The organism is Streptomyces sp. LaBMicrA B280 (genome assembly GCF_049222185.1).
Taxonomy (GTDB): Bacteria; Actinomycetota; Actinomycetes; order Streptomycetales; family Streptomycetaceae; genus Streptomyces; species Streptomyces murinus.
The window spans coordinates 61,449-86,602 of sequence record NZ_JBMJCT010000003.1; the positions used below are offsets into that span (position 1 = coordinate 61,449).

General features: G+C 72.2%; 27 protein-coding genes. 4 read left to right on the top strand and 23 right to left on the bottom strand.

Going from position 1 to position 25,154, the window contains the following annotated elements:
* Positions 1–111 precede the first annotated feature (111 nt).
* The 10 genes from ACLF5H_RS02665 to ACLF5H_RS02710 form a co-directional block, all read right to left on the bottom strand.
* Positions 112–315 (bottom strand): hypothetical protein, encoded by a 204-nt coding sequence (locus tag ACLF5H_RS02665; RefSeq protein WP_421674463.1) that lies wholly within the window; start codon positions 313–315, stop codon positions 112–114.
* A gap of 300 nt (positions 316–615) precedes the next feature.
* Positions 616–1,239 (bottom strand): hypothetical protein, encoded by a 624-nt coding sequence (locus tag ACLF5H_RS02670; RefSeq protein ID WP_421674464.1) that lies wholly within the window; start codon positions 1,237–1,239, stop codon positions 616–618.
* A 45-nt stretch (positions 1,240–1,284) separates the two neighbouring features.
* The gene (locus ACLF5H_RS02675; RefSeq protein WP_421674465.1) at positions 1,285–1,857 is read right to left on the bottom strand and encodes a GNAT family N-acetyltransferase; all 573 of its coding nucleotides are present in this window, start codon (positions 1,855–1,857) and stop codon (positions 1,285–1,287) included.
* On the bottom strand, positions 1,835–4,090 hold the full coding sequence (locus ACLF5H_RS02680) for an MMPL family transporter (protein WP_421674466.1): 2,256 nt from the start codon (positions 4,088–4,090) through the stop codon (positions 1,835–1,837). Before ACLF5H_RS02680 ends, ACLF5H_RS02675 begins: the two co-directional genes overlap by 23 nt.
* A 224-nt stretch (positions 4,091–4,314) precedes the next feature.
* Positions 4,315–5,829 (bottom strand): Asp-tRNA(Asn)/Glu-tRNA(Gln) amidotransferase subunit GatB, encoded by a 1,515-nt coding sequence (gatB, locus tag ACLF5H_RS02685; RefSeq protein ID WP_421674467.1) that lies wholly within the window; start codon positions 5,827–5,829, stop codon positions 4,315–4,317.
* Positions 5,830–5,845: 16 nt separating this feature from the next.
* Positions 5,846–6,085, bottom strand: a complete 240-nt coding sequence (locus tag ACLF5H_RS02690; RefSeq protein WP_053662973.1) for a hypothetical protein — start codon at positions 6,083–6,085, stop codon at positions 5,846–5,848.
* A complete protein-coding gene (gatA, locus tag ACLF5H_RS02695) occupies positions 6,082–7,575 on the bottom strand; it encodes an Asp-tRNA(Asn)/Glu-tRNA(Gln) amidotransferase subunit GatA (RefSeq protein WP_421674468.1) in 1,494 nt (497 codons plus the stop codon). Before gatA ends, ACLF5H_RS02690 begins: the two co-directional genes overlap by 4 nt.
* A gap of 2 nt (positions 7,576–7,577) precedes the next feature.
* On the bottom strand, positions 7,578–7,874 hold the full coding sequence (gene gatC / locus ACLF5H_RS02700) for an Asp-tRNA(Asn)/Glu-tRNA(Gln) amidotransferase subunit GatC (protein WP_006130840.1): 297 nt from the start codon (positions 7,872–7,874) through the stop codon (positions 7,578–7,580).
* A 95-nt stretch (positions 7,875–7,969) separates the two neighbouring features.
* On the bottom strand, positions 7,970–8,464 hold the full coding sequence (locus tag ACLF5H_RS02705) for a cupin domain-containing protein (protein ID WP_421674469.1): 495 nt from the start codon (positions 8,462–8,464) through the stop codon (positions 7,970–7,972).
* A 25-nt stretch (positions 8,465–8,489) separates the two neighbouring features.
* On the bottom strand, positions 8,490–8,861 hold the full coding sequence (locus ACLF5H_RS02710; RefSeq protein WP_421674470.1) for a DUF4267 domain-containing protein: 372 nt from the start codon (positions 8,859–8,861) through the stop codon (positions 8,490–8,492).
* Positions 8,862–8,971: 110 nt separating this feature from the next.
* Here ACLF5H_RS02710 and ACLF5H_RS02715 point away from each other — a divergent pair, with 110 nt between their 5' ends.
* A complete protein-coding gene (locus ACLF5H_RS02715; protein WP_421674471.1) occupies positions 8,972–9,556 on the top strand; it encodes a TetR/AcrR family transcriptional regulator in 585 nt (194 codons plus the stop codon).
* Positions 9,557–9,618: 62 nt separating this feature from the next.
* Here the strand turns inward: ACLF5H_RS02715 and ACLF5H_RS02720 are convergent, their stop codons facing one another.
* The 5 genes from ACLF5H_RS02720 to ACLF5H_RS02740 form a co-directional block, all read right to left on the bottom strand.
* Positions 9,619–11,925, bottom strand: a complete 2,307-nt coding sequence (locus ACLF5H_RS02720; protein WP_421674472.1) for a putative bifunctional diguanylate cyclase/phosphodiesterase — start codon at positions 11,923–11,925, stop codon at positions 9,619–9,621.
* A 202-nt stretch (positions 11,926–12,127) separates the two neighbouring features.
* Positions 12,128–14,326, bottom strand: a complete 2,199-nt coding sequence (gene ligA / locus ACLF5H_RS02725) for an NAD-dependent DNA ligase LigA (RefSeq protein WP_421674473.1) — start codon at positions 14,324–14,326, stop codon at positions 12,128–12,130.
* Between the two features lie 15 nt (positions 14,327–14,341).
* On the bottom strand, positions 14,342–15,349 hold the full coding sequence (locus ACLF5H_RS02730) for a methionine synthase (RefSeq protein ID WP_421674474.1): 1,008 nt from the start codon (positions 15,347–15,349) through the stop codon (positions 14,342–14,344).
* A 56-nt stretch (positions 15,350–15,405) separates the two neighbouring features.
* The gene (locus ACLF5H_RS02735; protein ID WP_421674475.1) at positions 15,406–16,104 is read right to left on the bottom strand and encodes an SDR family oxidoreductase; all 699 of its coding nucleotides are present in this window, start codon (positions 16,102–16,104) and stop codon (positions 15,406–15,408) included.
* A gap of 7 nt (positions 16,105–16,111) precedes the next feature.
* Entirely contained in the window at positions 16,112–16,651 is a 540-nt protein-coding gene (locus ACLF5H_RS02740) for a TIGR00730 family Rossman fold protein (protein ID WP_161219121.1), read from the bottom strand.
* 51 nt (positions 16,652–16,702) lie between these two features.
* Here ACLF5H_RS02740 and ACLF5H_RS02745 point away from each other — a divergent pair, with 51 nt between their 5' ends.
* Both ACLF5H_RS02745 and ACLF5H_RS02750 read left to right on the top strand, forming a co-directional pair.
* The gene (locus ACLF5H_RS02745) at positions 16,703–17,026 is read left to right on the top strand and encodes a DUF427 domain-containing protein (RefSeq protein ID WP_421674476.1); all 324 of its coding nucleotides are present in this window, start codon (positions 16,703–16,705) and stop codon (positions 17,024–17,026) included.
* Positions 17,027–17,063: 37 nt separating this feature from the next.
* Complete coding sequence (locus ACLF5H_RS02750; protein ID WP_421674477.1) at positions 17,064–17,846, top strand: alpha/beta fold hydrolase; 783 nt, start codon at positions 17,064–17,066, stop codon at positions 17,844–17,846.
* A gap of 25 nt (positions 17,847–17,871) precedes the next feature.
* Here the strand turns inward: ACLF5H_RS02750 and mnmA are convergent, their stop codons facing one another.
* The 4 genes from mnmA to ACLF5H_RS02770 form a co-directional block, all read right to left on the bottom strand.
* Entirely contained in the window at positions 17,872–18,993 is a 1,122-nt protein-coding gene (mnmA, locus tag ACLF5H_RS02755; RefSeq protein ID WP_421674478.1) for a tRNA 2-thiouridine(34) synthase MnmA, read from the bottom strand.
* Positions 18,994–19,287: 294 nt separating this feature from the next.
* Positions 19,288–20,457 (bottom strand): cysteine desulfurase family protein, encoded by a 1,170-nt coding sequence (locus tag ACLF5H_RS02760; RefSeq protein ID WP_421674479.1) that lies wholly within the window; start codon positions 20,455–20,457, stop codon positions 19,288–19,290.
* 95 nt (positions 20,458–20,552) lie between these two features.
* Positions 20,553–20,837 (bottom strand): DUF4190 domain-containing protein, encoded by a 285-nt coding sequence (locus ACLF5H_RS02765; RefSeq protein ID WP_421674480.1) that lies wholly within the window; start codon positions 20,835–20,837, stop codon positions 20,553–20,555.
* 29 nt (positions 20,838–20,866) lie between these two features.
* The gene (locus ACLF5H_RS02770; protein WP_421674481.1) at positions 20,867–21,034 is read right to left on the bottom strand and encodes a hypothetical protein; all 168 of its coding nucleotides are present in this window, start codon (positions 21,032–21,034) and stop codon (positions 20,867–20,869) included.
* A gap of 144 nt (positions 21,035–21,178) precedes the next feature.
* On the opposite strand from ACLF5H_RS02770, the gene ACLF5H_RS02775 reads away from it, so the two are divergent.
* Positions 21,179–21,805: a TetR family transcriptional regulator gene (locus ACLF5H_RS02775; RefSeq protein ID WP_421674482.1), complete on the top strand. Its 627-nt coding sequence runs from the start codon at positions 21,179–21,181 to the stop codon at positions 21,803–21,805.
* A 12-nt stretch (positions 21,806–21,817) separates the two neighbouring features.
* Here ACLF5H_RS02775 and ACLF5H_RS02780 read toward each other — a convergent pair whose 3' ends face one another.
* The 4 genes from ACLF5H_RS02780 to ACLF5H_RS02795 form a co-directional block, all read right to left on the bottom strand.
* Entirely contained in the window at positions 21,818–22,597 is a 780-nt protein-coding gene (locus ACLF5H_RS02780) for an ABC transporter permease (RefSeq protein WP_421674483.1), read from the bottom strand.
* Positions 22,594–23,589 (bottom strand): ATP-binding cassette domain-containing protein, encoded by a 996-nt coding sequence (locus tag ACLF5H_RS02785; RefSeq protein WP_421674484.1) that lies wholly within the window; start codon positions 23,587–23,589, stop codon positions 22,594–22,596. Before ACLF5H_RS02785 ends, ACLF5H_RS02780 begins: the two co-directional genes overlap by 4 nt.
* A gap of 116 nt (positions 23,590–23,705) precedes the next feature.
* Entirely contained in the window at positions 23,706–24,545 is an 840-nt protein-coding gene (locus tag ACLF5H_RS02790) for a DUF4097 family beta strand repeat-containing protein (protein ID WP_421674485.1), read from the bottom strand.
* 82 nt (positions 24,546–24,627) lie between these two features.
* A complete protein-coding gene (locus ACLF5H_RS02795; RefSeq protein WP_421674486.1) occupies positions 24,628–25,137 on the bottom strand; it encodes a toxin-antitoxin system HicB family antitoxin in 510 nt (169 codons plus the stop codon).
* Positions 25,138–25,154: the final 17 nt, after the last annotated feature.

Genomic DNA, 25,154 nt, shown 5'->3' on the forward strand with positions numbered 1-25,154 from the left:
GCACGGGGCGCGGAGACCGGGTCGCCGGTTTTCCACAGGCTCGGTGTGATCGTCGTACCGACTGTGGAGTGGGGCGTGCCGGTCGCGCGAGGTGTCGTGCCCATGGCGCGGTCACCCGGTGCGCAGGGGCCGGGGCCAGCGGGACGGGTTCCGGTGCGGTTCGCCGCCCCGGCCCTTGCCGCCGGGCCACGCCGCCCGTGCGATGCGGCGGGCGCGGCGGCGGGTCCTGGTCAGTTCGCGGGCCAGGCGCTGTCGCTCGGCTTCCAGGAGGAGGCGCTCGGTGCGCATCCGGGCGTGGTTCTCGGTCTCGATCATGGCGGTGCCTTCGCGGGGAGAGAGGTGGTGCGGGGCCTCGCTCGTCGCGACGGCTCCGCGTGATGCCTCCACCCTCCGCTCCCAGCCGGGCGCGCCGCATCGGGAGAGTTCCGCATCTTCGGGCGGACTTCCGGCCCGGTCCGCCGTCTGAGGGGGCCTCAGAGTCCGCGCCGCGCATGCGTAAGGGGCCTCGGGGAGCCCGTGACATGTGCACGAGTTCCCTAAGGCCCCTGGGATCGCTGAGATCGCTGAGGTCGCTGACGCCCCTGAGTTTCCCGGGCGTCGGAGGCTATCGCCCGCTCAGCTCGTCGACGGCAGCGCCAGCAGCGCGTCCGAGTACTTCAGGACCGCCAGCAGCAGCCCGATGACGCCGAGCGAGACGCCCGCCCAGGCCACCGACTTGATCCAGGGGGCCTGCGGGCGGCCGGGGGTGCCGAAGGCGGGGCGGGCGAGGACGACCACGCCGGTGATCAGCGCGAGCAGGGCGAAGAAGCCGGCCCACAGCGCGGTGGTGTGCCAGGAGTCGCCGTAGACCGCCTTGATCTGGGTGGCGACGCCCGCCGTGGAGGACGTCCGCAGCTGGCCGATGAGCTGCTGGCGGGCGCCCGCGACCGTGCCGATCCAGCCGCCGCTGAGCGAGACCAGGCCCAGCGCGGCGGAGACCACGGCACCGGCGCCCTGGCCGACCCCGGTGGGCGCCTTGGCCTGCGCCGCGTCGTCCTCGAACCCGTCCGAGGGCCCGTCCGCCGACTCCTCGGCGAGCGCGCCGTCGGCCGCCCCCTCGGTGCCCTCGGCGCTCACGCCCTCGGTCTCCGCCTTCTCCGCGGTGTCCTGCGCCGCGGTCTCGACCCCCTGTGCCGTCTCGTCGTCGTGCTGCGCCGCCGTCGTACCGGCCGCGGCGTCTTCCGATGTCTTCGTTGCCATGGCAACAACCGTACGGACGCCGTCTGAGAGGGCGCTTAATGATCGTCAATGGGCGTGTTGCGCGGCGCCCTCGCGTGCCTTGGGCCATTCGGGGGCCAGCACCGACCAGATCTCGGTGCTGGTGCGCTCCCCGTCGTGCGGATAGTCCTCGCGCAGTACACCCTCACGGGTCATGCCGAGTCGCCGGGCCACATTGATGCTGGGCTGGTTGGCGGTGGCCACCCGCCACTCCACGCGGTGCATGCCGCGCGTCTCGAACGCCCAGTCGATGAGGAGCCGCATGCCCCGGGTGACGAGCCCGCGCCCGGCCGCCGCGGGCTCCAGCCAGCAACCGGCCTCGCACACCCCGATCAGCGTGTCCCAGGTGCGGAAGAGCAGTCCGCCGACGAGCGTCCCGTCCTGCCAGATGCCGTGCAGCGCGCCGGTGTCGGTCGCGCGCTTCTCGCCGTACGAGCGCAGGTAGGCGCGGGCGCCCTCCAGGTCGGCCACCACCTCCGGCAGTCCGATGTGCTGCCCGATGAAGGCGCGTCCTCGATCGATATTGGCCAGCATCTCCTCGGCGTGCCAGACCTCCAACGGGCGCAGTTCGGCGCCGTCACCCAGGGATATCGCGTACATCGCGCTGTGCTTCCTTCTGCTGTTCGTGGATCCGGTCCGGGCCGATCCGGTCGGCCGGGACCCGCCCGAGCCTCTCATGCGCGGCGCGGCACTCCGGCGGCTCGATGCTGATGTGCGGCAGCCTGCGCTCCAGCCAGCCGGGCAGCCACCAGTTCGCGGCGCCGAGCAGATGCATCAGGGCGGGCACCAGGAGGGTGCGCAGCACGAAGGCGTCGAGGGCGACGGCGGCGGCGAGCGCGATGCCGAACATGGCGATCACGCGGTCGCCGCTGAGCACGAAGGCCAGGAAGACCGAGATCATGATCACGGCCGCGGAGTTGATCACCCGGCTGGTCTCGGCGAGGCCCACCCGGACGGCGCGCCGGTTGTCGCCGGTGGCCAGCCATTCCTCGTACATCCGGCTGACCAGGAAGACCTGGTAGTCCATGGAGAGCCCGAAGAGCACCGAGACCATGATCACGGGCAGGAAGGGCTCGATGGGGCCCGCGCGGCCGAGGCCGAGCAGTTCGCTGCCCCAGCCCCACTGGAAGACGGCGACGACCACGCCGAACGCGGCGGCCACGGCGGCGATGTTCATCACGGCGGCCTTGACCGGGATGCCGAGCGAGCGGAAGGCGAGGAGCAGCAGCAGACAGCCGAGCCCGATGACGGTGCCGACGAACAGGGGAAGTTTGCCGACTATCACATCGGCGAAGTCGTCGTAGCTGGCGGTCACGCCGCCGACCTGGATGTCGAGGGAGGTGCCCTGTTCCGCGCGGGGCAGCACCGTCTCGCGCAGCCGGTCCACCAGGGCGCTGGTGGCCTGGGACTGGGGCGCGGAGTCGGGGACGACGGTGAGGTAGGCGCTCTCGCCGCCGGTGGCGTAGGCGACCGGGGTGGCGGAGGCGACGCCGGGGGTGGCGCGCAGCGTGGTGTCGAGGTTGTCCAGGGCGAGCCGGTCGGCGGCGCCGTCCACCCGGGTGACGAGGGTCAGCGGCCCGTTGACGCCGTGCCCGAAGCCGTCGGCGAGCAGGTCGTACGCCTTGCGGGTGGTGGAGGTGCGGGGGTCGTTGCCCTGGTCGGAGGTGCCGAGGTGGAGCGAGAGGGTGGGCAGGGCGAGCAGCGCGATCACGGCGACGGCGAGCGCGCCGAGCAGTTTGGGCCGCCGCTCCACGAAGGCGGACCAGCGGGCGGCGAGGCCGGTGGGCACCTCGGGGCGCGGCCCGTGCTCGGCGAGCCGACGGCGTTCGCGGCGGCCGAGGGCGCGCGGGCCGATGTACGACAGCAGGGCGGGCAGCAGGGTGACCGAGGCGGCGACGGTGAGGATCACGGTGAGGCTGGCGGCCACGGCGACGCCGTTGAGGAAGCTCAGGCGCAGGATCAGCATGCCGAGCAGGGCGATGCAGACGGTCGCCCCCGCGAAGACGACGGCGCGTCCGGTGGTCGCGACGGCGCTCACGGCGGCCTCGGTGACGTCCAGGCCGCGTTTGAGTCCGCGCCGGTGCCTGGTGACGATGAACAGCGCGTAGTCGATGCCCACGCCCAGGCCGACGAGCATGCCGAGCATGGGCGCGAAGTCGGCGACCGTCATGGCGTGGCCGAGCAGTCCGATGCCGGCGTGGGCGGTGCCGACGCCGATCAGGGCGGTGGCGATCGGCAGCAGGGAGGCGGCGAGGGAGCCGAAGGCGAGGAAGAGGACGACGGCGGCGACGAGGACGCCCACCACCTCGGCGGTGCGGTCCTTCGGGGTCTCGGTGAGCCCGATGGCGCTGCCGCCCAGCTCCACCTGGAGCCCGTCGCCCTCGGCCGCCTTCGCCGCGCCCACGACGGCCCGGGCCTCGTCCTTGCCGATGTCCTCGGCCTGCCGCGCGAAGGTGACGGTGGCGTAGGCGGTGCGCCCGTCGGCGCTGATCTGCCGGCCGCCCTGGCCCTCGTACGGCCCGTCCACGGAGGCGACGCCGGGCAGCCGGTCGATCCGGTCGAGGGCGGTGGTCATGCTCTGTTCGACGTCGGCGGCGCGGACGGTGCCCTTCGTGGTGTGCCAGACGACGGTGTCGCTGTCGCCGCCGAGGCCCGGGAAGCCCGCCTGGAGCAGCTGTGCGGCGCGGCCGGACTCGGTGCCGGGGACCGAGTAGTCGTTCGAGTACGACGTGCCGGCGACGGAGGCGGCCGCGGTGGCCCCGCCGAAGGCGCACAGCCACAGCAGGACGGCGATCAGTCGGTGCCGGACGCACCAGCGCGCGAGGGCTGCCACGGACGTGCTCCCAAGGACGATTTGTGGATCTTTGGCCGGGAATGATCGTCCATAAACTGAACAGCCCGCAAAGAACGCATGAGCAATCGTTGGACACTCTCGCAGGCAAAAGTGATCCTTTGCCGCGTTCGTGGGCTTATTCACAGCGGGAGAAAAACGCCGTGGGGGGACGCGCCGGTGCGGCGCGTCCCCCCACGGGTTGACGGTGACTCAGCTCTCGCCGGTCAGCCCTCGCTGACGCCGAGCCGCTCCAGGATCAGCTCCTTGACGCGAGCCGCGTCGGCCTGGCCGCGGGTGGCCTTCATGACCGCGCCGACCAGGGCGCCGGCCGCGGCCACCTTGCCACCGCGGATCTTGTCCGCGATGCCGGGGTTGCCGGCGATGGCCTCGTCCACGGCGGTGCCGAGCGCCGAGTCGTCGGAGACGACCTTCAGGCCGCGCTTGTCGACGACCTCGTCCGGGGTGCCCTCGCCCGCGAGCACACCCTCGATGACCTGACGGGCCAGCTTGTCGTTCAGATCACCCTTGGTGACCAGCTCGGTGACCCGGGCCACCTGCTGCGGGGTGATCGCCAGCTCGTCCAGGGACGTGCCGGACTCGTTGGCGCTGCGCGCCAGTTCGCCCATCCACCACTTGCGGGCGGAGGCCGCGTCGGCCCCGGCCTCGATGGTGGCGACGATCGGGTCCAGCGCGCCGGCGTTCAGGATCGCCTGCATCTCCGTGGCGGAGATGCCCCAGTCGGCGAGCAGCCGGGTACGGCGCACCAGCGGCAGCTCGGGCAGCGCCGCGCGGATCTCCTCGACCCACTCGCGCGCGGGCGCGACGGGAACCAGGTCGGGCTCCGGGAAGTACCGGTAGTCCTCGGCCTCCTCCTTCACGCGGCCCGAGGTCGTGGACCCGGTGTCCTCGTGGAAGTGGCGGGTCTCCTGGATGATGGTGCCACCGGAGGAGAGCACGGCCGCGTGCCGCATGATCTCGAAGCGGGCCGCGCGCTCCACCGAGCGCAGCGAGTTGACGTTCTTCGTCTCCGAGCGGGTGCCGAACTTCTCGGCGCCCTTGGGCATCAGCGACAGGTTCACGTCGCAGCGCATCTGGCCCATCTCCATGCGGGCGTCGGACACGCCGAGGGCACGGATGACCTCACGCAGCTCCCGCACGTACGCCTTGGCCACCTCGGGAGCGCGCTCGCCCGCGCCCACGATCGGCTTGGTGACGATCTCGATGAGCGGGATGCCGGCGCGGTTGTAGTCCAGCAGGGAGTGGGACGCGCCGTGGATACGGCCGGTGGCGCCGCCGACGTGCGTCGACTTGCCGGTGTCCTCCTCCATGTGGGCGCGCTCGATCTCCACGCGGAAGGTCTCGCCGTCCTCCAGCTGCACGTCGAGGTAGCCGTCGAAGGCGATCGGCTCGTCGTACTGGGAGGTCTGGAAGTTCTTCGGCATGTCCGGATAGAAGTAGTTCTTCCGGGCGAAGCGGCACCATTCGGCGATCGAGCAGTTCAGCGCGAGGCCGATCCGGACGGCCGACTCCACGCCGGTCGCGTTGACGACCGGGAGCGCGCCGGGCATGCCGAGGCAGACGGGGCAGGTCTGCGAGTTGGGCTCGGCGCCCAGCTCCGTGGAGCACCCGCAGAACATCTTGGTCTTGGTGCCGAGTTCGACATGGACCTCAAGGCCCATGACGGGGTCGTACGACGCCAGCGCGTCCTCGTACGACACCAGGTCGGTCGTGGTGGTCACGGTGAAAACTTCCCTCTCAGCCCAGCAGGACGTCGTCGTCGCCCAGCCGCTTCAGCTCGCGGTAGAGGATCGCGAGGCCGGTCACGATCGCGACGGCGGAGACCGTGGCGTCGATCAGCCGCAGCGTGTCGTGCTCGGCGCGGGCCTTCTTGATCTGCTTGGTGACACCGATCGCGCCGAACGCGGTGGTGGCCATGGACAGGTACGTACCGGACTTGGACTTCTTGAAGTCCTTGGCCTTGGACAGCTTGCTCACAGCGACGGTGCCTCCTCAAGCAGCGGGTGTCCCCACTTTTCCACGAAGGCGGCCTCGACGGCGGCGCCCACCTTGTACAGGCGGTCGTCCTGCATCGCCGGGGCGATGATCTGCAGGCCCACCGGGAGGTTGTCCTCCGGGGCGAGACCGCAGGGCAGCGACATGGCCGCGTTGCCCGCCAGGTTGGTCGGGATGGTGCACAGGTCCGCGAGATACATCGCCATCGGGTCGTCGGCGCGCTCGCCGATCGCGAAGGCGGTGGTCGGGGTCGTCGGGGAGACGATCACGTCGACCTGCTCGAACGCCTTCTCGAAGTCCCGCGTGATGAGGGTGCGGACCTTCTGCGCGGAGCCGTAGTAGGCGTCGTAGTAGCCGCTCGACAGGGCGTACGTGCCGAGCATGATGCGGCGCTTGACCTCGGGGCCGAAGCCGGCCTCGCGGGTCAGGGAGGTGACCTCCTCGGCCGAGTGCGAGCCGTCGTCGCCGGTCCGCAGGCCGTAGCGCAGGCCGTCGAAGCGGGCGAGGTTCGAGGAGCACTCGGAGGGGGCGATCAGGTAGTACGCCGACAGCGCGAGGTCGAAGGACGGGCAGTCCAGCTCGACGATCTCGGCGCCCAGCTCCTTCAGCAGCTCGACGGACTCGTCGAAGCGCTGGATGACGCCGGCCTGGTAGCCCTCGCCGCGGAACTGCTTGACGACGCCGACCCGCATGCCCGACACGCTGCCGTTGCGGGCCGCCTCGACCACCGGCGGGACCGGGGCGTCGATGGACGTGGAGTCCATCGGGTCGTGGCCCGCGATGACCTCGTGCAGCAGGGCCGCGTCCAGGACCGTACGGGCGCAGGGGCCGCCCTGGTCCAGGGAGGAGGAGAAGGCGACCATGCCGAAGCGGGAGACCGCGCCGTACGTCGGCTTCACCCCGACGGTGCCGGTGACGGCGGCCGGCTGGCGGATGGAGCCGCCGGTGTCGGTGCCGATGGCGAGGGGGGCCTCGTACGAGGCGAGCGCGGCGGAGGAACCGCCGCCGGAGCCGCCGGGGATCTTGGTGAGGTCCCAGGGGTTGCCGGTCGGGCCGTAGGCGCTGTTCTCGGTGGAGGACCCCATGGCGAACTCGTCCATGTTGGTCTTGCCGAGGATGACGACGTCGGCGGCCTTGAGGCGCTTGGTGAGCGTCGCGTCGTACGGCGGGATCCAGCCTTCGAGGATCTTCGAGCCGACGGTCGTGGGCACGCCCTCGGTGGTGAAGATGTCCTTGAGCGCGAGCGGGACGCCGGCCAGCGGGCCGAGCTTCTCGCCGCGGGCCCGCTTCTCGTCCACGGCGCGGGCCTGGGCGAGCGCGCCCTCGCGGTCGACGTGCAGGAAGGCGTGCACCTTCTCGTCGACGGCCTCGATGCGGGCGAGGTGGGCCTCGGTGACCGCGACCGCCGTCAGCTCGCCGGAGGCGATCTTCTCGGCGATCTGCGCGGCCGTGAGCTTGATGATGTCCGTCATGGTCACTCCTCCCCCAGGATCTGCGGCACCTTGAAACGCTGCTGTTCCTGGGCGGGGGCGCCGGAGAGCGCCTGCTCGGGGGTGAGCGAGGGACGGACCTCGTCCGCCCGCATGACGTTCGTCAGCGGGAGCGGGTGCGAGGTCGGCGGTACGTCTTGGTCGGCGACCTCACTGACGCGGGCGACCGCGCCGATGATGTCGTCGAGCTGGCCGGCGAAGTGGTCGAGTTCTTCGGGCTTCAGCTCCAGACGCGCCAGCCGGGCGAGGTGGGCGACCTCCTCGCGCGTGATGCCAGGCATGCAGCGATCCTCTGGGGTGAGAGTGTGTTGTTTGGAACCAATCCTATGGGGCGGGGTGGCGTGGCCGTTAAACGGTTTGCCCCGGGGGCGCGCGCTCAGCGGTGCCGGGCCTCCCAGGCGGCACTCTCCAGGAAGTGATTGTCGTACCGCTCCTGTACCTCCAGCAGGCTCTCCGGGCCGAGTTCGCCGAGGCGGACGCGCTGGAGATGGCGGAAGTACTCGAAGCGCTCGACGCCCGGGGCGATGACGACCAGGAGGTCGGCGGTGGAGCCTGGGACGGCGGCGAAGGCATGCGGACGATCCGGCGGTACGACGATCAGATCGCCGCGCTCGGCGGTGACCACGTCCTCGCCGGAGAGCACCTCGGCGGCGCCGTCCAGCAGATAGAACATCTCGGCGGAGCGGTGGTGCACATGCGGCCGGGCCCCGTCGGCGCCCGCCGCGAGCGTGACGCGCACCGTGGACAGGGCGCCGCCGGTGGCACCGCTGTCCGCCAGCAGCCGTACGGCGACGGGGTCCCCGCCGACCACCTCCGCCCCGGCCTCCCGCACCAGCGCGGTGTCATCGAACCTCGGCACGAACAGCGACATGTCCCTCTCCCCAGGTGCGGTGCGATCAGGCCGCGAACAGCAGCGCGGCGCAGACGAGGACCACCACGGCGGTGGCGAAATGTATCCCGAACGCGACGGCCCCGCGCCCGCCGTGCCGCAGGACGATCACCGTGTCGAGGAGCGGGACGAGGGCCACGCAGACCATGAACCAGGCCTCGGCGCGGGCACCGACGAGCGCCAGCAGGACGAGCCCGACGAGGCCGAAGGCGCCGTCCCTGCCGCCCTTGACCGACAGATAGGCGCCGGCGTCGCCCGCGGGGTCGGCGGGGACGCCGTAGCCGGCGGCGGCCGGGGCGGGCCGGAACCAGAAGCGGTAGCCGAGGAAGAGGCAGAACAGGTCGAGCAGGACGGCCAGCGTGTACGCGGCGATGGTCATGACGTCTCCCGTCGGTCCGATTTCCGGCAGTCTGATTTCTAGCAATGCTAGGAACAGGAGTGACGCTAGCAGAGCGCCGATAGATTGCCTAGCGTTGCTAGAATCCGGGTATGACGATCCAGACGCGCAGGGAGCGCGAACGAGCCGAACGCAGGCAGCTGATCGTGACGGCGGCCCGGGAGCTGGCCGAGGCGGAGGGCTGGGACGCGGTGACCACGCGTCGGCTGGCCGCCGAGATCGAGTACAGCCAGCCGGTCCTCTACAGCCACTTCAAGGGCAAGGACGCGATCATGGCGGCGGTCGCGGTCGACGGCTGCGCCGATCTGGCGACCGAGCTACGGCAGGCGCGCGCGGGCGCCGACGGGGTCCGGGACCCACTCGCGGCGGTCGCCCGGACCTACACCGCCTTCGCCCGGCGCCGGCCCGCCCTGTATGACGCGATGTTCACCCACCTGGTGGACCTGCCGTTCGCCACCCCGCAGGCCCCGGCCCCGCTCCAGGACGCCTTCGGCGAGCTGCTGGCCGCGGTGGCGCCGCTCACCACCGAGGAGGACGCCGGCCTGCTGACCGAGACCTTCTGGGCGGCCCTGCACGGCCTGGCGACCCTGATGCGCAGCGGCCGCCTGCCGGAATGGGCGCACGAACGGCGCCTGGAGCTGCTGGTGGACCGGTTCGCGGGGCCGACCAGGAACTGAGGGGACCAGGAGGGACCGAGGGAACCAGGAGGGGCTGAGGGGGCCAGGAGGGGCTGAGGGGACTAGGAAGGGCCGAGAGGCGGCTTGCGGCCGCCCGCCGTCGCCGGAGGCGGGCCGCTTGCCTGGGGGACGGGCACCTCGCCCTCGGGCAAGGGGCGGCGCGTGGGTGAGCCGACGCTGGTCTGGCGGAAGCGCAGCCAGGCCGTCGCCTCCTCCGGCGGCATCGCCGCGGCCACCAGCCACCCCTGCACCGCGTCGCAGCCCAGGTCCCGCAGCCGCTCCCAGGTCTCGTCGTCCTCCACGCCCTCCGCGACGACCAGCAGCCCCAGGGAGTGCGCGAGGTCGATGGTGCAGCGCACGATCTCCGCGTCCTCGGTGTCCACGGCGAGCCGGGCCACGAAGGAGCGGTCGATCTTCAGCTCGCTGACCGGCAGCCGCCGCAGATGCACCAGGGAGGAGTACCCGGTGCCGAAGTCGTCCAGGGACATCTTCACGCCGTGCCCGGTCAGCGCCGCGAGGGTGTCGGCGGCCCGCTGCGGGTCCTCCAGCAGCACATGCTCGGTGATCTCCAGCTGCAACGCGCCCGCCGGCACCCCGTGCCGGGCCAGCCGGGCGGCGACCGAGCCCGCGAAGCCGGGCGTGTGCACATCGCGCGGGGAGACATTGACCGCGACCGGCACCCGGATGCCCCCCGACCGCCAGCGGGCGACCTGTTCGAGGGCGGTCTCCAGAACGTACTCGGTGAGATGGGGCATCAGCCCGGAGGACTCGGCGATCGCGATGAACTCGTCCGGCGGCACCTTCCCGCGCTCCGGGTGCACCCACCGCACCAGCGCCTCAAGACCGGCGACCTGGCCGTCGAAGCGCACCTTGGGCTGGTAGTGCAACTGCACCTCGTGCGCGTCCAGCGCCCGGCGCAGATCGCCGAGGAGGCCGAGCCGGTCCGGGGTGTTGGAGTCCCGCTTGGACTCGTAGACCTCGACGCCCGTACGGTCCCGCTTCGCCTGGTACATGGCCACGTCGGCCCGCCGCAGCAGCCCCTCCGCGTCCATCGCGTGGTCCGGGAAGACGGCGACCCCGGCGCTGGCCTCCAGCACGAGGGTGAGGCCGTCGAGGTCGAGCGGGGAGCTGAGGGCGGTCACCAGGCCGCGGGCGACCCGCATCGCCGAGGTGATGGAGTCGGCGACGGGCAGTAAGACCGCGAACTCGTCGCCGCCGAGCCGGGCCGCCTCCGCGCCGCGCGGCAGGGCGAGCCGCAGCCGCTCGGCGATCTGCAACAGCAGCCGGTCACCGGCGAGATGACCGAGGGTGTCATTGACCGAACGGAAGCGGTCGAGGTCGATCAGCATCAGTGCGGAACGGGCGCCGATGCGGTCCGCGTCGTCCAGCGCGGTCCAGATCCGCTCCTGGAGCCACTGCCGGTTGGGCAGCCCGGTCAGCGGATCGCGCAGCTGCTCCTCGGCGCGGGCGCGGGCCATCCACAGGGCGGAGTCGAGGGCGATGAGGGGGATGGCGAACAGCGGCAGCAGCACCGGCTGGGCGTCGGCGACCACGCACACCAGCGGCGCGATACCGAGCAGCGCCACGGCCACCAGACCCTGCCTGACCAGCGCGGGCCGGGGGACGCTCGGCAGTCCGTGCTCGCGCGGCGCGGTCAGGTACCAGAGCAGGCCCCGGCTGACGGCGAGATAGGCGACGGCGGCCAGCGCGATCTCGGGGGCGGTGGCGAGGCTCCAACTGTGCGCCCGCCAGGGCTGCTCCACGCTGGGCACCCGGCCGAGCGCGCCGAGCAGCAGGGCGGCCACGCCGATGCCGAGGATGTCCGTCGCGCCGTGCAGCACGCCCTGGCGCCAGCGGTGCCGGCGGGCGATGCCGACCAGGACGACGACGGTCAGGCTGACCAGGCCGGCGGGCACCCAGCCAAAGAGCAGCAGCACGGCGAGGGTGAGGGCGGCGCCCGAGCCGGTGCCGCCCCACCAGCGGGCGCGGCCCAGCATGACGAGATGGCCGACGATGATCCCGGTGAGCAGGGCCAGCGACCAGCCGGTGGTGCCGCACGGGAAGAGCGCGTGCCGGCCGCCGAAGGCGCGCAGGAAACCGGCGGTCAGGACGAGGGCCGCGGCCGCCGTGACGGCCGCGGGCAGCGCGGGCCAGGGTCCCGGGCGGCCCGCCTCCGGACGGTCGCGGCCGGACGGACGCGCGGGCGGGTACGGCCGCCGGTGCGCACGGGCCGCAGGGTCTCCCGCCAGGCGAGCGCGCGGCGGCGCAGGCGCAGCCGTGAGTCCGGGGCGACGCTCTCGGTCGGTTCCATTCCCGTCCCTCTCACAGCCGGCGGTGCCCACGCCACGCGGCCCGATGTCCGACACCATCGACGGCTTCGCGCTGAAGAAACCCTTGCCGCGCCCGCGGCGGGCAGGGAAATGCCCCCGTCCGCCGCCGGGCACGGCAGGTGCACAACTCAACACTAGGCCGCGCGGGGCTTCCACGGGCACCGGTCGTCGGCGGTTGCCCGAATGCGCCCGGGGCCACCCGTATGCAACTGGTATGCGCCGAACGGGTGGCCTTCAACCGCTACTCCTCGGTCGGAAGCGCGGCCTCCGTCGCGGCGTCCGGGCCCTGCTCCAACAGGACGCCGAATCCGTCCTCATCGAGCACCGGAACCTTCAATTGCATGGCCTTGTCGTATTTCGATCCCGGATTGTCACCAACGACCACGAAAGAGGTCTTCTTCGAAACCGAGCCGGTCACTTTGGCGCCCCGGCTCTGGAGGGCCTCCTTGGCGCCGTCCCGGGTGAAGTGCTCCAGCGTGCCGGTGACCACCACGGTGAGCCCCTCCAGCGGACGCGGACCCTCCGCCTCCCCGCTGACCTGGTCCTCCAACGGGACGCCCGCGGCCTTCCACTTGCGGACGATCTCGCGGTGCCACTCCTCGGTGAACCACTCCTTGACCGCGGTCGCGATGATGGGGCCGACGCCGTCGGTGGCCGCCAGCTCCTCCTCCGTGGCCTGTTCGATGCGGTCGACCGAGCGGAACTCGCGGGCGAGGGCCTGGGCGGCGACCGGGCCGACGTGCCGGATGGACAGTCCGTTCAGAAAACGGGCCAGTGGACGGGACTTGGCCGCCTCGATGTTCTCCAGCAGCGCGAGGGTGTTCTTCTTCGGCTCGCCCTTCTGGTTGGCGAAGACCGTGACGACCTTCTCCGCACCGGTCTTGGGGTCGCGCTTGGGCAGCCCGCTGTCCGGGTCGAGCACATACGCCTTGATGGGCAGCAGCTTCTCCACCGTCAGGTCGAACAGGTCGCCCTCGTCCACCAGCGGGGGCTCGGCCGGCTCCAGCGGGCGGGTCAGGGCCGCCGCGGCCACCCCGCCGAAGTGCTCGATGTCCAGGCACTCGCGGCCCGCGAGATAGGAGACGCGCTCGCGCAACTGGGCCGGGCACGTACGCCCGTTGGGGCAGCGGAGGTCGATGTCGCCCTCCTTCATGGGCCGCAGCGGGGTGCCGCACTCGGGGCACTCGCCGGGCATCACGAACTCCCGCTCGCCGCCGTCGCGCAGGTCGACCACCGGGCCGAGGATCTCCGGGATGACATCGCCGGCCTTGCGGATCACGACGGTGTCACCGATCAGCACGCCCTTGGCCTTGACGACCTCCTGGTTGTGCAGGGTGGCGAACTCCACCTCGCTGCCCGCGACGGTGACCGGCTCGACCTGGGCGTACGGCGTGACCCGGCCGGTGCGCCCGACGCCCACCTTGATGTCGATGAGCTTGGTGTTGACCTCCTCCGGCGCGTACTTGTAGGCGATGGCCCAGCGGGGGGCGCGCGCGGTGGAGCCGAGGCGGCCCTGGAGACGGATCTCGTCCAGCTTGATGACGGCGCCGTCAATCTCGTGCTCCACGGAGTGGCGGTTCTCGCCGTCGTAGTGCGCGATGAACCCGCGGACGCCGTCCAGGTCGTCGACCACCCGGTTGTGCGAGGAGGTGGGCAGGCCCCAGGTCTTGAGCAGGTCGTACGCCTGGGACAGCCGGGTCATCCCGCTGAAGCCCTCCAGCGCGCCGATGCCGTGCACCACCATGTGCAGCGGGCGGGTGGCGGTGACCCGGGGGTCCTTCTGGCGCAGCGAACCGGCCGCCGCGTTGCGGGGGTTGGCGAAGGGCTTGTCGCCGGCCGCGACCAGACGCTCGTTCAGTTCGAGGAACTTCTCCATCGGGAAGTAGACCTCGCCGCGGATCTCGACCAGGTCGGGGACCTCGTCGCCGCCGAGCCGGTCGGGGATGTCCGCGATCGTACGGACGTTGGGCGTGATGTCCTCGCCGGTGCGGCCGTCGCCGCGGGTCGCGGCGCGGGTGAGGCGGCCGTGTTCGTACGTAAGGTTGACGGCGAGGCCGTCGACCTTCAGCTCGCACAGGAAGTGGTAGGTCTGGTCGCCGAGTTCGCGGGCGATGCGGTCGGCCCAGGCGGCCAGTTCCTCGTCGTTGAAGGTGTTGTCGAGGGAGAGCATGCGCTGGCGGTGCTCGACCGCGGTGAACTCCGTCGCGTACGAACCCGCCACCTTCTGGGTGGGCGAGTCGGGGGTGCGCAGTTCGGGGTACTGCTCCTCCAGCGCCTCCAGGGACTTCAGGAGCTGGTCGAACTCCGCGTCGCTGACGATGGGAGCGTCCTTCACGTAGTACCGGAAGCGGTGCTCCTCGATCTGCTCCGCCAGCTGCGCGTGCCTGTCGCGGGCCTCGGCGGGCACCGCCGTGGTCTCCGCCTGCTTGTCGCCGGCCACCGTGTTGTCCTCCCGTTACTCTGGGTTGTCCGCGAGGGATCTCGCCGCCTGGACGCACTGGGCGAGCGCCCGGCGCGCATAGGCGGGGGAAGCGCCCGCGAGACCGCACGCCGGGGTGAGGGTGACCGCCTCGGCGAGCAGGCCCGGGTGCAAGCCCAGCCTGCGCCACAACGTCCTGACACCCATGACGCTACCGGCAGGGTCTGACAATGGGCCGTCCGTGCCGGGCACGACACCGGCGAACAACCGGGTACCCGCCTCGACGGCCTCACCGATCACGTCGTCGTCACGCTCGGTGAGAAGCGCGAAGTCGAAGGAGACGGCGTCGACGCCGGCCCGGCGCAGCAGCGCGAACGGCACGTCGGGGGCGCAGGAGTGGACGGCGACGGGCCCGTCCGGGTGGGCGCCGACGACGTCGCGCAGGGTGTGCTCGACGAGTTGGCGGTCCACGGCGCGGTGGGTGCGGTAGCCGCTGGCGGTGCGGACCTGGCCGCGCAGTACGGCGGTGAGCGAGGGCTCGTCGAGCTGGAGCAGGACGCGGGCGCCGGGGACCCGGCGCCGGACCTCGGCGAGATGCAGCCGCAGTCCCTCGGCGAGGGAGGCGGCGAGGTCGCGGCAGGCGCCGGGGTCGGAGAGGGCGGCCTCGCCATTGCGCAGCTCCAGGGCGGCGGCGAGCGTCCAGGGCCCGACCGCCTGCACCTTGAGGTCGCCCTCGTACCCCTGGGTGAACTCCTCCAGCGCGTCCAGGTCCTCCCGCAGCCAGCCCCGCGCCCGCCGGGTGTCCCGCCCCGGCCGGTCGCCGAGCCGCCAGCCGCTGGGCTCCACGCGCGCGTACAGCTCGACCAGCATCCCGGCGGTCCGGCCGATCATGTCGGCGCCGGGGCCGCGGGCGGGCAGTTCGGGCAGGTACGGGAAGTCCTCGAAGGATCCGGTGACGGTCTTGACGGCCTCCCGGGCGTCCCCGCCCGGCATGGACCCGACTCCGGTGGCCCCGGCGAACCTGAACACGCTGTTTTCGCTCACCGGAGAAGCCTACGGAACCCGCGGGCGCCGCTCGGCGGCCCGGTCGTACCGTCGGATCAGCGACCCGGTCGTACCGTCAGATCATTGACCTCGGCGTCCCGGGGCAGGTCGAGGGCCATCAGAATCGTCGTGGCCACCGACTCGGGGTCGATCCACTTGCCGGCGTCGTACTCCTTGCCCTCCTGCTGGTGCACCTTCGCCTGCATGGGGCTCGCGGTGCGGCCCGGGTAGACGGAGGTGACGCGGACACCGGAGGCGTGCTCCTCCTGGCGCAGGGCGTCGGCGAGCGCCTTGAGGCCGTGCTTGGAGGCGGCGTAGGCGGCCCAGCCCGCGTGTGCGGCGAGGCCCGCGCCGGAGTTGACGAAGAGGACGTGGCCGCGGGCCGCGCGCAGCTGGGGCAGCAGGAGACGGGTCAGCTCGGCGGGGGCGATGAGGTTGACGTCGAGCTGGTGGCGCCAGGACTTGGGGGTCAGCTCGCCGACCTCGCCGAGGTCCACCACACCGGCGATGTGCAGCAGGGAGTCCACCCGCTCCGGCGGGCTCTGGTGGGAGAACGCCCAGGAGAGCCGGTCCGGTTCGGCGAGGTCGCCGACCAGGGTGCGCGCCCCGGGGAACCCGGCGGCCAGTTCCTTCGCGCGGCCCGCGTCGCGTGCGTGCAGCACGAGTTCGTCCCCGCGCGCGTGCAGCCGGCGGGCGACGGCCGCGCCGATGCCGGAACCGGCCCCGGTGATCACATGTGTAGCCATACCCGCCATGCTCGCATCAGCGGGTGCCCAGCTGCTCCTCCAGGTAGGCGAGGGCGCCGACCGGCTCCTCCGCGAAGAAGACCAGGTCGGCCAGGGGGCGGGGCAGGAAGCCCTCCTCCTCCATGCGGCGGAACTGCTCGCGCAGCCCGTCGTAGAACCCGGCCGTGTTCAGCAGCACCACCGGCTTCTGGGTGCGGCCGTGCTTCTTCAGCTCCAGGATCTCGGTGGCCTCGTCCAGCGTGCCGGTGCCGCCCACCATGATGACCACGGCGTCGGCCTTCTCCAGGAGCAGCTTCTTGCGCTCGGCGAGGTCGGGGGCGATCACCATCTCGTCGGCGGCGGGCCGCGTCTTGTTGGCCAGGAACTCCACGGACACGCCGACCAGCCGGCCGCCCGCCTCCTCCACCCCGTCGGCGACGACCTTCATCAGACCGACGTTGGAGCCGCCCCAGACCAGGGTGTGGCCGCCCTTGCCGATCAGCTTCGCGAACTCGCGGGCGGGGCGGGTGTACCGCTCGTCGAGGTCGGCGGCGGAGAGGAAGACACAGATGTTCATGGTCCCCACCGTACGCGGGAAGAACCGGGCGCCCCACGGCGCTGTCCAGGTATGGCCGAAGGACACATCATCACCATCGAAGCCGGCGAGCGGCACGTGCGCGTGGTGCACGGCGACCAGGTGCTCGCGGAGACCGACCGCCCCCTCGTACTGCGCGAGACCGGCTGCCCGGCGCGCTACTACATCCCGGCCGAGGACGTACGCCTCGACCTGCTGACCCCCTCCGACACCCACACCGTCTGCCCGTTCAAGGGCACGGCGTCCTACTGGTCGCTGCCGGACGCGCCGGACCTGGTCTGGGCGTACCCGGAGCCGAAGCCGGACGTCGCGCCGATCAAGGACCACCTCTGCTTCTACGACGTCGACGTGTCGTGACCGACGAGTCCGGCGTCGTGCGGCAGTCTGCACCGACATGGACAAGAAGACGACTTCACGCGACGGAACCTCCCTCGCCTACTCGGTGAGCGGCCGGGGGCCCGTGGTGATCCTGGTGAGCGGCGCGATGTCCACCGGCGGCACCCTGGCCCCCCTGGCCGAGCGGCTCGCGGACCGGGTGACGGCCGTCGTCTACGACCGCCGGGGCCGCGGCGAAAGCGGCGACACGCCGCCGTACGCGGTGGACCGCGAGGTCGAGGACCTGGCCGCGCTGCTGGAGGCGGTCGGCGGCCACGCCGCGCTGTTCGGCGTCTCCTCCGGCGGCGCGCTGGCGCTGGAGGCGGCGGCGAGCGGGCTGCCGGTCACCCGTACGGCGGTGTACGAGGTGCCGTACGCGGACCATCTGGCGGGCGGCGCCGAGCGGGAGGCCGCCTACAAGCGGGACCTCGGACAGGCGCTCGCGGAGGGTCGGCACGGGGACGCGGTCGAGCTGTTCCTGCGGCTCACCGGGCTCGGCGAGGAGATGATCCAGCGCGCCCGCCAGTCCCCCATGTGGCCGGGCCTGGAGGCCGCCGCGCCGAGCCTCGCGCACGACGACGCCGTGCTGGGCGACGGACTGCTCCCCCGCGCCCGCCTCGCGGCCGTCTCCGTGCCGCTGCTGGCGGTCGCGGGCGGCGCGAGCCCCGAGTGGATGCGGCGGGCCGGCCGGGACATCGCGGACGCGGTGCCCGGCGGCGCGTACCGGGTCCTGGCGGGGCAGACCCACATGGTGGAGCCGGAGGTGCTGGGGCCGGTGCTGGCCGACTTCTTCGCCGCTTAGACGGAAGGGCGGCTTGAAACGGCGGTCACGCCGCCGTCGTCGCCCGGGTGGTGGAGGCGATGGTGGCCGAGCCGACGACGCGCGTGCCGTCGTACAGCACGATCGCCTGGCCGGGGGCGACGCCGCGGACCGGTTCGGTGAAGGTGACGCTCAGTCCGCCGTCGACCGGCTCGGCCCGCACCTCGGTCTCGCCGCCGTGGGCGCGCAGCTGGGCGGTGTAGGTGCCGGGGTCGGTGGGGGCGGTGCCGCACCAGCGGGGCTTGATCGCGGTGAGGGCGGTGACGTCCAGGGCGGCGGCCGGGCCGACGGTGACGGTGTTGTCCACCGGGGAGATGTCGAGGACGTAGCGCGGCTTGCCGTCGGGGGCCGGGGTGCCGATGCGCAGGCCCTTGCGCTGGCCGATGGTGAAGCCGTACGCCCCCTCGTGGGTGCCCAGGCGGGCGCCGGACTCGTCCACGATGTCGCCCTCGGCCTTGCCGAGCCGCCGGGCGAGGAAGCCCTGGGTGTCGCCGTCGGCGATGAAGCAGATGTCGTGCGAGTCGGGCTTCTTGGCCACCGCGAGGCCCCGGCGCTCGGCCTCGGCGCGGATCTCCTCCTTGGTGGTGACCGTGTCGCCGAGCGGGAACATCGCGTGCGCGAGCTGCTTCTCGTCCAGGACGCCGAGCACGTACGACTGGTCCTTGGCCATGTCGGAGGCGCGGTGCAGCTCGCGGGAGCCGTCCGCGCGGACGATCACCTGGGCGTAGTGGCCGGTGCAGACGGCGTCGAAGCCGAGGGCGAGCGCCTTGTCCAGGAGCGCGGCGAACTTGATCTTCTCGTTGCAGCGCAGGCAGGGGTTGGGGGTGCGGCCGGCCTCGTACTCGGCGATGAAGTCCTCGACGACGTCCTCGCGGAAGCGGTCGGCGAGGTCCCACACGTAGAAGGGGATGCCGATGACGTCGGCGGCGCGGCGGGCGTCGCGCGAGTCCTCGATGGTGCAGCAGCCCCGCGCGCCGGTGCGGAAGGACTGGGGGTTGGCGGAGAGCGCGAGATGGACGCCGGTGACGTCATGGCCGGCTTCCGCGGCGCGCGCGGCGGCGACGGCGGAGTCGACCCCGCCGGACATGGCGGCGAGGACGCGGAGGGGGCGCTGCGGGGTCTCAGTCATAACGCTTCCAGGGTACGGGCCGCGGAAAAATCATGGGCCGGGCTCTTTATGTCTGGTATGGGCGGGATTACTCTGATTGCAGACCTACGAGACGAGTGAGGGAGTCCAAGCGGAGTAGCCGACGTCAGCGTGAGACCGCGAGGGATCCGCTGGTGCCGACGTCGACGCTCGGGCTGAGAGGCCGGAAGGTCGCAGGACGGACCGGAAGGCGACCTCCAGACACCTGATCCGGACCATACCGGCGAAGGGAACCCGCCTCGTAGGTCGTTTTTTGTGCCCTGTTTCGGTCCGGGTTCAGGTGAGGCCGGCCGCGCGGGCGCGTTCCACGGCGGGGCCGATGGCCCTCGCGACCTCGTCCACGTCCGCCCGGGTGGAGGTGTGGCCGAGGGAGAAGCGCAGGGTGCCGCGGGCCAGGTCGGGATCGACTCCGGCGGCGAGCAGGACATGGCTGGGCTGGGCGACGCCCGCGGTGCAGGCGGAGCCGGTGGAGCACTCGATGCCCTGGGCGTCCAGCAGGAGCAGCAGGGAGTCGCCCTCGCAGCCGGGGAAGGTGAAGTGCGCGTTGGCGGGCAGCCGGCCGCCGGGGGCGGGGTCGCCGCCGAGGATCGCGTCGGGTACGGCGGCCAGCACGGCGTCGACCAACCGGTCGCGCAGGGCGCCCACTTCACGCTCGAACGCGCCGCGCCGCTCCGCCGCGAGGCGGCCCGCGACGGCGAAGGAGGCGACGGCGGGGACGTCCAGGGTGCCGGAGCGCACATGGCGTTCCTGGCCGCCGCCGTGCAGCACGGGCACCGGGGTGTACTCGCGGCCCAGCAGCAGGGCGCCGATGCCGTACGGGCCGCCGATCTTGTGCCCCGAGACGGTCGCCGCGGCCAGCCCGCTGGCACCGAAGTCGACGGGGACCTGGCCGAACGCCTGGACGGCGTCCGCGTGCAGCGGGACGCCGAACTCGGCGGCCACGTCGGCGAGTTCGCGGATCGGCATGATCGTGCCGATCTCGTTGTTGGCCCACATCACGGTGGCCAGCGCGACGTCCTCGGGAGCGCGGGCGATGGCCTCGCGCAGGGTGTCGGGGTGGACGCGGCCATGGGCGTCGACGGGGAGATACTCGACGGTGGCGCCCTCGTGCTCGCCGAGCCAGTGCACGGCGTCCAGGACGGCGTGGTGCTCGACGGGGCTGGACAGCACGCGGGTGCGGGCGGGGTCGGCGGCGCGGCGGGACCAGTACAGGCCCTTCACGGCGAGATTGTCGGCCTCGGTGCCGCCGGAGGTGAACACGACCTCGCTGGGCCGTGCGCCGAGCGCGTCCGCGAGCAACTCGCGGGATTCCTCGACCGTACGACGGGCCCGGCGGCCGGAGGCGTGCAGGGAGGAGGCGTTGCCCGTGATGCTCAGCTGCGCGGTCAGAGCCTCTGCCGCCTCCGGGAGCATCGGGGTGGTCGCGGCGTGGTCGAGGTAAGCCATGGTGGGGAGATTCTACGGCGCGGCCTTCTCCGCGGCGGCGCGCCCTCCGTCGGCCGCGCCCGCCGTCCCCCGGCACCGTACGAGCCGTCCGCCGGTCACAGGCTCCAGGACACCGTGTTCGAGATCTGGATGGCGATCAGCAGGACGGCGAGGTCGGCGACGCCCAGGGCCAGGCCCAGGTAGGCGCGGCCGCGGCGGACGGTGCCGCGCCACAGGGAGACCGCGGCCAGGGCGATGGCGATCGGGCCGAGGAAGAGGTTCAGGACGAGGAGGCCGAGGAGGCCGAGGATGAAGGACGCGACGGCCATGCCGTCGGCGTCGCGGGTGCGGGCGGGGGCGGGGGCCTCGGTGCGGCCCGCGGCCGGTGCGGTGAGTTGCATGGTGCTCGACTCCCGATGGTCGGTGGCGGTCAGTTGGCCGAGGTGCGCCGACGGCGGCCGAGCCGCTCGCGGACGGCGAAGACGCCGAGCCAGACGGCGATGACGGCGGCCAGTGCGCCGGTGACGGTCAGCGGCGCGTGGGCGACGGTGCCCAGCACCACACCGAGCAGCATGAGTGCGGCGACGAGGAACAGCATGGGATCGGATCCCCCTCCGGGATGCCTCGCGTTCCAGCTCTGTAAAGTTTCGGTGAACAGTTGTAGTAACACTTGTTCACTGACTTTGAGTCTAGCGCCTCCGGCGGCTTTTCAATTCCAGAGAACAGTTGTTAACTGGATGACATGAGTCACACTCTCGGCGCCCGGCAGGCCCAGAAGCAGAAGACCCGGCAGGCGTTCCTCGACGCGGCGCTCGCGCTGCTGGAGGAGCAGAGCCTGAGCAGCCTGGGCCTGCGCGAGGTCACCCGGGCCGTCGGGGTCGCCCCCACCGCCTTCTACCGGCACTTCCGCTCGATCCCCGACCTCGGCGTCGCCCTGGTCGACGAGGCGCTCGGCAGCCTGCACCCGATGGTGCGCGAGACGGTGTCCACGACCGGCGACAGCGAGGAACGCATCTCGCGCGCCGTGGAGTTGATCGCCCACTACGTCGCCGCCCACCCCTCGCACGTCCGCTTCATCGCCCGCGAGCGGCACGGCGGGGTGCAACCGGTGCGCGAGGCCATCGGCGGTCAGCTGGCCCGGTTCGCCGAGGAGGTGAAGGCCGCCCTCGCCCAGGACCCCGAGGCGGCGGGCTGGAGCGACGACGACGTGCTGATGCTCGCGCGGCTGTACGTCGACCAGATGCTGATCAGCGCCTCCCTGTTCCTGGAGGCGCTGGAGGGTCCCGCGGACGAGCGGGACCGGGTGGCCCGGCTGGCCACCCGGCAGCTGCGGCTCATCACCATCGGCCGCGACCACTGGCTGGACTGAACGGCGGGGTCGTCAGCGTTTGGTGCCGCTGTTGAACAGCGAGCGCGACCAGAGGTAGCCGATCAGCGCGATCCCGGCACACCAGGCCAGCGAGATCCACCCGTTGTCGCCGATGGCCGTGCCGCAGAGCAGTCCGCGCAGCGTCTCGATCATCGGCGTGAACGGCTGGTTCTCCGCGAACCAGCGCAGCCCGGGCGACATCGACCCGGCCGGCACGAACGCCGAGCCGAGGAACGGCAGGAACTGGATCAGCAGCGGCTTGTTGCTCGCGGACTCGACCGTCTTGGAGATCAGGCCGAGCGCCACCGACAGCCAGGTCACCGCGAACGCGATGGCCGCGAGCAGACCGGCCGCGGCGAGCCAGCGAAGCGGGCTCGCCCCGGAGCGGAAGCCGACGGCGAGGGCGACGACCACGACCGGGACGCTGCAGAGCATCGTCTGGATGACACTGCCGATGACATGCCCCGTCATGAACGACGAGCGGGTGATGTTCATGGTGCGGAAGCGGTTGATGATGCCCTCGGTCATGTCGTTGCAGACCGCGATCGAGGTCGACATCGAACCGGAGGCCACGCCCATGATGATGATCCCGGGGGTGAGGTAGCCGATGTACGCGTCCCGGCCGCCCATACCCGCGCCGATCGAGCCCCCGAAGGCGTACACGAACAGCAGCAGCATCAGGATCGGCATCATGGCGGCGCCGAGCCCCACGGAGGGGTAGCGGATCGCGTGCTTGAGGTTGCGGCGCAGCATCGTCCGCGAGTCGTGCACGGCGTGGGCGAGCGTGCTCATCGGTTCTCCTTGAGGTGCAGCGGGGCGCCGGATCCTGCGGTGCCCTGGCCGGTGAGGGCGAGGAAGACGTCGTCGAGGTCGGGGGTGTGCACGGAGAAGTCGGCGGCCCGGATACCGGCGGCGTCGAGCCGGTCGAGCAGGGCCCGCAGCGCGTCGAGTCCGCCGTCGCCCGCGACGCGCAGGGCGAGTTCGTCGTCGTCCCGGGCGGCGCCGGGGAAGGCCGCCGCCGCGCGCTCGTACTCGGCGAAGTCGGTGAACCGCAGCCGCACATGGCTGCCGGGGATGCGCGCCTTCAGTTCGTCGGCGGTGCCCTCGGCCACGATCCGGCCGCCGTCCAGCACGGCGATCCGGTCGGCCAACTGGTCGGCCTCCTCCAGGTACTGGGTGGTGAGGAAGACCGTCGTACCGCCCGCGACCAGCTCGCGCACCATCTCCCACATGGTGCGGCGGCTGCGCGGGTCGAGGCCGGTCGTCGGCTCGTCCAGGAAGATCACCTGAGGGTCGCCGACCAGCGTCATGGCGAGGTCGAGCCGGCGGCGCATACCGCCGGAGAAGGTCGCGGCCCGCTTGCGGGCGACGTCCGCGATGCCGAACCGTTCGAGCAACTCGCCTGTACGGGCGCGCCCTTCGCGCTTGTCGAGGCGGAGCAGGTCGGCCATGAGGAGCAGGTTCTCCTCGGCGGTGAGCAGGTCGTCGAGCGCGGCGAACTGCCCGGTGACCCCGATCGCGGCGCGCACCCGGTCCGGGGCGGTGCCGATGTCATGACCGGCGACCTGGGCCTGACCGCCGTCGGCGGCGACGAGCGTGGACAGGATCTGCACGGTGGTGGTCTTGCCTGCCCCGTTGGGCCCGAGCAGCGCGAACACGGTCCCGGCCGGGATGCGCAGATCGATGCCGTCGAGGACGGTCTTGTCGCCGTAGGACTTGCGCAGTTCGAAGGCGGAGACGGCGGCGGGCGGCCGCACATCGCCGCCCTTCCTTGGCGTGGGCATGACAGAAGAAGGCATGACGCCCCCCGTTCGAAGGCTGAGGTGGAGTGAGGCGGAGCGTGCGAAGGACGAGGAAGGACGAGGGTGAGGTGCGCGGGGCGCGGGGCCGGGGCGGCCGCTCAGCGCCGGGCGCGGCGCACGTCGATGTTGCCGTAGCGGGTACGGGCGCGGACCTTGACGGTCTCCTCGGACCGCTCGGGGGCCCCGGAGGCGGTGAGCGTGTTGCGCACATGCCCGCGCTCGGAGTTGACGTCGAGCCAGGCGGCGGTGCCCTCGCGCACGCCGACCTCGATGGCGCCGTAGGAGGTCTCCAACTGGACGCTGCCGCGCACGACTTCGGCGGCGCGCAGGGTGCCGTGGGCGGTGGTGGCGATGACATCGCCCTCGGCGCGCTCGATGTCGATGTCGCCGTTGGCGCCGTTCACCCGCAGTTCGCCGGTCACGATGCCGACGACCGTGCTGCCGTGCGAGTTCTTCAGGACGGCGGGGCCGTGGACGGTGCCGATGCGCAGGCTGCCGGAGCTGGTGGTGATCTCGGCACCGCCCGCGACCTGGTCGATGCTGATCGAGCCGTGGGAGACGGTCACCTTGAGCGGCCCGGCCGTATCGAGGCGGACATCGCCGACCGAGGTCTTCACCCGGGCCTCGCCGAGCCCGCCCTCGCCGAACACCTGGACCCAGGAGCCGCCCACGTCGACGCGTGAGCCCGTGGGCAGTTCGACCGTCACCTCGACGGTGCCGCTGGGTCCGATGAAGGCGCGCTCCTTGGTCCGCACGCTCAGTTCGCCGTTCGCGTAGCTGACCTCGGTCTGCTCGGCGGCCCGTACGTCCCTGCTCCGCTTGCCGCCGGGCAGTACCTCCACGACGGTGTCGGGGCGCTCGCTCGCGATGAACCGGAGGGAACCGGCGCCCACATGGGCGGTGACGGAGATGGGTTCGGGAGTGTCGAAAGCAGGCATGGCTGTGCCGTCCTCATGAGTCCTTGGGGCGTCCCCGCTGGTGGGACGCGGTCTGAGTGAAGCGGTCGGGCGAGGCTCGCGACTAGCGCACCCAGCCCGTGAAGCTCTGTCCGAACGTCTGGGTCTTCTCCGCCGGGCGCGGCCGGGCCCCGCCGTCGACCGCGGCCGACACGGCCCGTACGAGCCAGGCGTTGACGGACAGCCCCTCCCGGCTCGCGGCCTCCTCGGCCCGCGCCTTGAGCTGGGCCGGCAGCCGCAGATTGACCCGGGCGGTGCCGCCCTCGTCGGTGTCGAGGGGCGCCTGCGGCGGCGCGACCGGCTCGGCGGTGGCCTCGACGGGCCCCCCGGTCTCCGGCAGCGTCACCACGAAATCGGGATCCAGCCCCCGCAGCCGCACATCGACCGAGCCGGGCGCCAGGTCCCGGGTGATCTCGTCCATCGCCGCGGACAGCACATTGAGCATCGTCAACCGGGCCGCCGACTCCAGGGGGGCGGTCAGCCGCTCGGCCAGCTCCCGGGCGTCCTCCCCGCCCGCTTCGGCGGCGACGGAGAGTTCGCGGCGGAGGTTGTCGACATAGGGGGTCAGGTCCATGACGCCATCATGGCATC

What these genes read in the sequence shown, in the direction of transcription:
- ACLF5H_RS02765 (WP_421674480.1), bottom strand. Translation starts at nt 20,837, where the DNA reads ATGCAACTCACCGCACCGGCCGCGGGCCGCACCGAGGCCCCCGCCCCC.
- ACLF5H_RS02705 (WP_421674469.1), bottom strand. Translation starts at nt 8,464, where the DNA reads ATGTCGCTGTTCGTGCCGAGGTTCGATGACACCGCGCTGGTGCGGGAG.
- ACLF5H_RS02720 (WP_421674472.1), bottom strand. Translation starts at nt 11,925, where the DNA reads ATGGTGTCGGACATCGGGCCGCGTGGCGTGGGCACCGCCGGCTGTGAG.
- mnmA (WP_421674478.1), bottom strand. Translation starts at nt 18,993, where the DNA reads ATGACTGAGACCCCGCAGCGCCCCCTCCGCGTCCTCGCCGCCATGTCC.
- ACLF5H_RS02750 (WP_421674477.1), top strand. Translation starts at nt 17,064, where the DNA reads ATGGACAAGAAGACGACTTCACGCGACGGAACCTCCCTCGCCTACTCG.
- gatC (WP_006130840.1), bottom strand. Translation starts at nt 7,874, where the DNA reads ATGCCTGGCATCACGCGCGAGGAGGTCGCCCACCTCGCCCGGCTGGCG.
- ACLF5H_RS02795 (WP_421674486.1), bottom strand. Translation starts at nt 25,137, where the DNA reads ATGGACCTGACCCCCTATGTCGACAACCTCCGCCGCGAACTCTCCGTC.
- ACLF5H_RS02745 (WP_421674476.1), top strand. Translation starts at nt 16,703, where the DNA reads ATGGCCGAAGGACACATCATCACCATCGAAGCCGGCGAGCGGCACGTG.
- ACLF5H_RS02780 (WP_421674483.1), bottom strand. Translation starts at nt 22,597, where the DNA reads ATGAGCACGCTCGCCCACGCCGTGCACGACTCGCGGACGATGCTGCGC.
- ACLF5H_RS02675 (WP_421674465.1), bottom strand. Translation starts at nt 1,857, where the DNA reads ATGTACGCGATATCCCTGGGTGACGGCGCCGAACTGCGCCCGTTGGAG.
- ACLF5H_RS02710 (WP_421674470.1), bottom strand. Translation starts at nt 8,861, where the DNA reads ATGACCATCGCCGCGTACACGCTGGCCGTCCTGCTCGACCTGTTCTGC.
- ACLF5H_RS02715 (WP_421674471.1), top strand. Translation starts at nt 8,972, where the DNA reads ATGACGATCCAGACGCGCAGGGAGCGCGAACGAGCCGAACGCAGGCAG.
- gatA (WP_421674468.1), bottom strand. Translation starts at nt 7,575, where the DNA reads ATGACGGACATCATCAAGCTCACGGCCGCGCAGATCGCCGAGAAGATC.
- ACLF5H_RS02760 (WP_421674479.1), bottom strand. Translation starts at nt 20,457, where the DNA reads ATGGCTTACCTCGACCACGCCGCGACCACCCCGATGCTCCCGGAGGCG.
- ACLF5H_RS02740 (WP_161219121.1), bottom strand. Translation starts at nt 16,651, where the DNA reads ATGAACATCTGTGTCTTCCTCTCCGCCGCCGACCTCGACGAGCGGTAC.
- ACLF5H_RS02785 (WP_421674484.1), bottom strand. Translation starts at nt 23,589, where the DNA reads ATGCCCACGCCAAGGAAGGGCGGCGATGTGCGGCCGCCCGCCGCCGTC.
- ACLF5H_RS02665 (WP_421674463.1), bottom strand. Translation starts at nt 315, where the DNA reads ATGATCGAGACCGAGAACCACGCCCGGATGCGCACCGAGCGCCTCCTC.
- ACLF5H_RS02735 (WP_421674475.1), bottom strand. Translation starts at nt 16,104, where the DNA reads ATGGCGGGTATGGCTACACATGTGATCACCGGGGCCGGTTCCGGCATC.
- ACLF5H_RS02775 (WP_421674482.1), top strand. Translation starts at nt 21,179, where the DNA reads ATGAGTCACACTCTCGGCGCCCGGCAGGCCCAGAAGCAGAAGACCCGG.
- ACLF5H_RS02790 (WP_421674485.1), bottom strand. Translation starts at nt 24,545, where the DNA reads ATGCCTGCTTTCGACACTCCCGAACCCATCTCCGTCACCGCCCATGTG.
- ACLF5H_RS02770 (WP_421674481.1), bottom strand. Translation starts at nt 21,034, where the DNA reads ATGCTGTTCCTCGTCGCCGCACTCATGCTGCTCGGTGTGGTGCTGGGC.
- ACLF5H_RS02670 (WP_421674464.1), bottom strand. Translation starts at nt 1,239, where the DNA reads ATGGCAACGAAGACATCGGAAGACGCCGCGGCCGGTACGACGGCGGCG.